1 tRNA gene and 3 rRNA genes are annotated in these 5217 nt (G+C 53.5%); all 4 read right to left on the reverse strand.

Annotation, left to right across the window (positions count from 1 at the left end):
* Positions 1-8: 8 nt before the first annotated feature.
* Positions 9-126 (reverse strand): 5S ribosomal RNA (gene rrf / locus H6G17_RS32300).
* Between the two features lie 83 nt (positions 127-209).
* Positions 210-3089: ribosomal RNA gene (locus H6G17_RS32305) — 23S ribosomal RNA — on the reverse strand.
* A 226-nt stretch (positions 3090-3315) separates the two neighbouring features.
* Positions 3316-3389: transfer RNA gene (locus tag H6G17_RS32310), tRNA-Ile, on the reverse strand.
* A gap of 185 nt (positions 3390-3574) precedes the next feature.
* Positions 3575-5067, reverse strand: a 16S ribosomal RNA gene (locus tag H6G17_RS32315).
* The 16S, 23S and 5S rRNA genes sit together here with 1 tRNA gene alongside, the layout of an rRNA operon.
* Positions 5068-5217: the final 150 nt, after the last annotated feature.

Genomic DNA, 5217 nt, shown 5'->3' on the forward strand with positions numbered 1-5217 from the left:
AAAAATGAACCTGGCGCGGAGCTATTGTGCCGTGGGGCGACCCCCAGAGTATCGTCGCCGCAGTCGCGTTTCACACCTGAGTTCGGGATGGAGTCAGAGTGGGTCCACAACGCCATGCGCACCAGGAAAGCTGTCGGGTGGAGTTCACCCTGAAGACTGCATAGAGCCATGAGAAATTAGTGTTGGGAGAAATCAGCTTGTTGCGTCTATTGGTCAAGCCCTCGGTCTGTTAGTATCAGTCGGCTGCACGTGTTACCACGCTTCCACCACTGACCTATCAACCCATGTTCTGTGGGTGACCTTACTGAATTTGCTTCATGAGAGTACTCATCTGGAGGTGGGCTTCCCACTTAGATGCTTTCAGCGGTTATCCGCTCCGAACGTGGCTACCCAGCGTTTACCGTTGGCACGATAACTGGTACACCAGCGGTTCGTCCTTCCCGGTCCTCTCGTACTAAGGAAGGCTCCTCGCAATACTCTAACGCCTGCACCGGATATGGACCGAACTGTCTCACGACGTTCTGAACCCAGCTCACGTACCGCTTTAATGGGCGAACAGCCCAACCCTTGGGACGTACTTCCGCCCCAGGTTGCGATGAGCCGACATCGAGGTGCCAAACCTCCCCGTCGATGTGGACTCTTGGGGGAGATCAGCCTGTTATCCCTAGAGTAACTTTTATCCGTTGAGCGACGGCGCTTCCACTCACTACCGTCGGATCACTAAAGCCTAGTTTCCTACCTGCGCGAGTTGTCACTCTTGCAGTCAAGCTCCCTTGTGCTTTTACACTCTGCGGCTGATTTCCAACCAGCCTGAGGGAACCTTTGCGCGCCTCCGTTACACTTTGGGAGGCGACCGCCCCAGTCAAACTGCCCACCTGAAACTGTTCCCCGACCGGATCACGGTCGCGGGTTAGAATTCTAGCCTCGCCAGAGTGGTATCTCACATTGCGGCTCCTCACTCCCCACAAGGAGTGAATCATTGCCTCCCACCTATTCTGCGCAAGCAAAGCCCGAACACCATTCCAGGCTACAGTAAAGCTTCATAGGGTCTTTCTGTCCAGGTGCAGGTAGTCCGTATCTTCACAGACATTCCTATTTCGCCGAGTCTCTCTCTGAGACACCATCCAGATCGTTACGCCTTTCGTGCGGGTCGGAACTTACCCGACAAGGAATTTCGCTACCTTAGGACCGTTATAGTTACGGCCGCCGTTCACCGGGGCTTCGGTCGCCAGCTTTAGGCTCAAGGCCCTGACCGACTTCCTTAACCTTCCGGCACTGGGCAGGCGTCAGCCCCCATACCTCGTCTATTGACTTTGCGGAGACCTGTGTTTTTGGTAAACAGTCGCCTGGATCTCTTCACTGCGACCTACTTGCGTAGGCACCCCTTCTTCCGAAGTTACGGGGCCATGTTGCCGAGTTCCTTAGAGAGAGTTATCTCGCGCCCCTTAGTATTCTCTACCTCCCTACCTGTGTCGGTTTTGGGTACAGGTGACGATTAGTTAACGTGTTTAGAGCTTTTCTTGGAAGCTTGACCGCTACCACTTCGGGTCCGTAGACCCTCGGTCTCTTAACCCCAGCTCGAAGCGTTTTCGCCGCTTCTCTTCGCCTCGGTTAATTGCGCCGATAACCAACCTTCGGCTGGTGCGTGCCTTCTCCGTCCCTCTGCACAACTAATCTTCAGTACGGGATTGTTCGCCCGTTGTCCATCGACTACGCCGTTCGGCCTCGCCTTAGGTCCTGACTAACCCTCCACGGACGAGCCTTGTGGAGGAACCCTTAGGGTTTCGGGGTATTGGATTCTCACCAATATTTGCGCTACTCAAGCCGACATTCTCACTTCTGCTTCGTCCACACCTGCTTGCCGCTAGTGCTTCACCCTATCGCAGAACGCTCCCCTACCACTTGTATCGCTACAAGTCCGCAGCTTCGGTACAAAGTTTAGTCCCGTTCATTTTCGGCGCAGGAGCGCTTGACCAGTGAGCTATTACGCACTCTTTCAAGGATGGCTGCTTCTAGGCAAACCTCCTGGTTGTCTGTGCACTCCCACCTCCTTTGCCACTTAACTTTGATTTGGGGACCTTAGCTGGCGGTCTGGGCTGTTTCCCTCTTGACGATGAAGCTTATCCCCCACCGTCTCACTAGTAAGATTGTTGCTGGTATTCTGAGTTTGTCTCGATTTGGTACAGCTTGAGGCCGCCCGCACCGAAACAGTGCTTTACCCCCAGCAATTATCACTTACCGCTGCGCCTCAACACATTTCGGGGAGAACCAGCTAGCTCTGGGTTCGATTGGCATTTCACCCCTAACCACAGCTCATCCGCCGATTTTTCAACATCGGTCGGTGCGGACCTCCACTTGGTGTTACCCAAGCTTCATCCTGGCCATGGTTAGATCACCCAGGTTCGGGTCTATATACACTGATAATTCGCCCTCTTCAGACTCGCTTTCGCTGTGGCTTGCGCCATACCAGTGACTATAACTCGCCGGCTCATTCTTCAACAGGCACGCGGTCGGACGTTGAATCATCCTTCCACTGCTTGTCAACTGACGGTTTCATGTTCTATTTCACTCCCCTTATCGGGGTTCTTTTCACCTTTCCCTCGCGGTACTGTTGCTCTATCGCTCACGCAGTAGTATTTAGCCTTACCGAGTGGTCTCGGCTGATTCACTAGGGATTTCCCGTGTCCCTAGCTACTCGGGATTCAGCTAGTATCACTTCAACTTTCGACTACGGGACTATCACCCTCTTTGGTGCGCTTTGTCAATCGCTTCGTCTAGTCTAGTGCTTCCATGTCGCTGTCCCACTACCCCAGAATACAAAGTACTCTGGTTTAGGCTCTTCTCCTTTCGCTCACCACTACTGGGAGAATCTCGTTTGATTTCTTTTCCTCCAGCTACTAAGATGTTTCAGTTGGCTGGGTTGGCTCATACCTGTCTATGGATTCAACAGGCTGTACTAGGGGTTGCCCCATTCGGATATCTTCGGCTCGTTGCTTGCTGCCAGCTCCCCGAAGCTTTTCGTCGGTCGCCACGTCCTTCTTCGCCTCTGCGTGCCTAGGTATCCACCGTCAGCTGTATTTCGCTTGACCTATGTTTAGGTTCGCAAATTCTTGGTTTTCTACCTGACTATTTCTCTTGTCTCTATGCAGTTTTCAAGGTGCTCGCTGGAAACCATCCAGCAGTTGTCTCCACTCGCAGACAGTGCTGAATTTTTTTCAACTTCACTAGCCTATCACATCCAACTGGATTTGACTTGACCGACTGAAGTTTTCAATTTTTGTGAATCTCGAACTGAAAATTCTCAATTCTTTTAGGTGGGCCATCCTGGACTCGAACCAGGGACCTCACCCTTATCAGGGGTGCGCTCTAACCACCTGAGCTAATAGCCCCTACTGGTGATACCGCTCGTACCGAACCAGTTCTAGTTTGAAAGCGTTGCTGCACTCGAGCTGTTTTTGTCAGTGTCGTCCGACCTCGGGATGTCATCAGTTTCCAGCTATTGACCCGCACTTTCGCGACCCATCTTACTGGTCGCTGGTCGCTGGTCGCTGGTCGCTGAAGTTGGTCTCCCTGTAAAGGAGGTGATCCAGCCACACCTTCCGGTACGGCTACCTTGTTACGACTTCACCCCAGTCATCAGCCCTGCCTTCGGCATCCTCCTCCTCGAAAGGTTAGAGTAATGACTTCGGGCGTGGCCAACTTCCATGGTGTGACGGGCGGTGTGTACAAGGCCCGGGAACGTATTCACCGCCGTATGGCTGACCGGCGATTACTAGCGATTCCGCCTTCACGCAGGCGAGTTGCAGCCTGCGATCTGAACTGAGCTACGGTTTGCTGGGCTTTGCTCCCCATCGCTGGTTGGCTTCCCGTTGTCCGTAGCATTGTAGTACGTGTGTCGCCCAGGACGTAAGGGGCATGCTGACTTGACGTCATCCCCACCTTCCTCCGGTTTGTCACCGGCAGTCTGTCTAGAGTGCCCAACTGAATGATGGCAACTAAACACGAGGGTTGCGCTCGTTGCGGGACTTAACCCAACATCTCACGACACGAGCTGACGACAGCCATGCACCACCTGTGTTCTGGCTCCTTTCGGCACCCCATAGTTTCCCACGGGTTCCAGACATGTCAAGCCCTGGTAAGGTTCTTCGCGTTGCATCGAATTAAACCACATACTCCACCGCTTGTGCGGGCCCCCGTCAATTCCTTTGAGTTTCACACTTGCGTGCGTACTCCCCAGGCGGGATACTTAACGCGTTGGCTCCGGCACTCCTCGGGTCGATACGAGAAACGCCTAGTATCCATCGTTTACGGCTAGGACTACTGGGGTATCTAATCCCATTCGCTCCCCTAGCTTTCGTCCCTCAGTGTCAGTTGCAACCTAGTAGAGCGCTTTCGCCACTGGTGTTCTTCCCGATCTCTACGCATTTCACCGCTACACCGGGAATTCCCTCTACCCCTATTGCTCTCTAGCTCACCAGTTTCCACCGCCTCTTCCCAGTTAAGCTGGGGGCTTTGACAGCAGACTTGATGTGCCACCTGCGGACGCTTTACGCCCAATCATTCCGGATAACGCTTGCATCCTCCGTATTACCGCGGCTGCTGGCACGGAGTTAGCCGATGCTGATTCCTCAGGTACCGTCATTTGTTTCTTCCCTGAGAAAAGAGGTTTACGACCCAAGAGCCTTCCTCCCTCACGCGGTATTGCTCCGTCAGGCTTTCGCCCATTGCGGAAAATTCCCCACTGCTGCCTCCCGTAGGAGTCTGGGCCGTGTCTCAGTCCCAGTGTGGCCGGTCGTCCTCTCAAACCGGCTACCGATCGCAGCCTTGGTAGGCTCTTACCCCACCAACTAGCTAATCGGTCGCGAGCTCCTCTTTTGGCTATAAATATTTCACCCGCAGGCACATCCGGTCTTAGCTGCCGTTTCCAGCAGTTGTCCCCGTCCAAAAGGCAGATTCTCACGCGTTACTCACCCGTCCGCCACTAAGCTCCGAAAAGCTCCGTTCGACTTGCATGTGTTAAGCATACCGCCAGCGTTCATCCTGAGCCAGGATCAAACTCTCCGTTTTTTTCCTTAACTCAAATCTATTGTTCTTAATTCGACACCAACTCTCTTGTGCTTGTTGGCGCTTTCAAACTATACTCTTTTCTAGGTTCGGTCGCCCTCTCTAGCGCTCGCCTCTCGGCTTGCCTCTCTTCCGGCGCTTTACTAATCTATC

Source organism: Chroococcidiopsis sp. [FACHB-1243] (assembly GCF_014696895.1).
GTDB lineage: Bacteria > Cyanobacteriota > Cyanobacteriia > Cyanobacteriales > Chroococcidiopsidaceae > Chroococcidiopsis.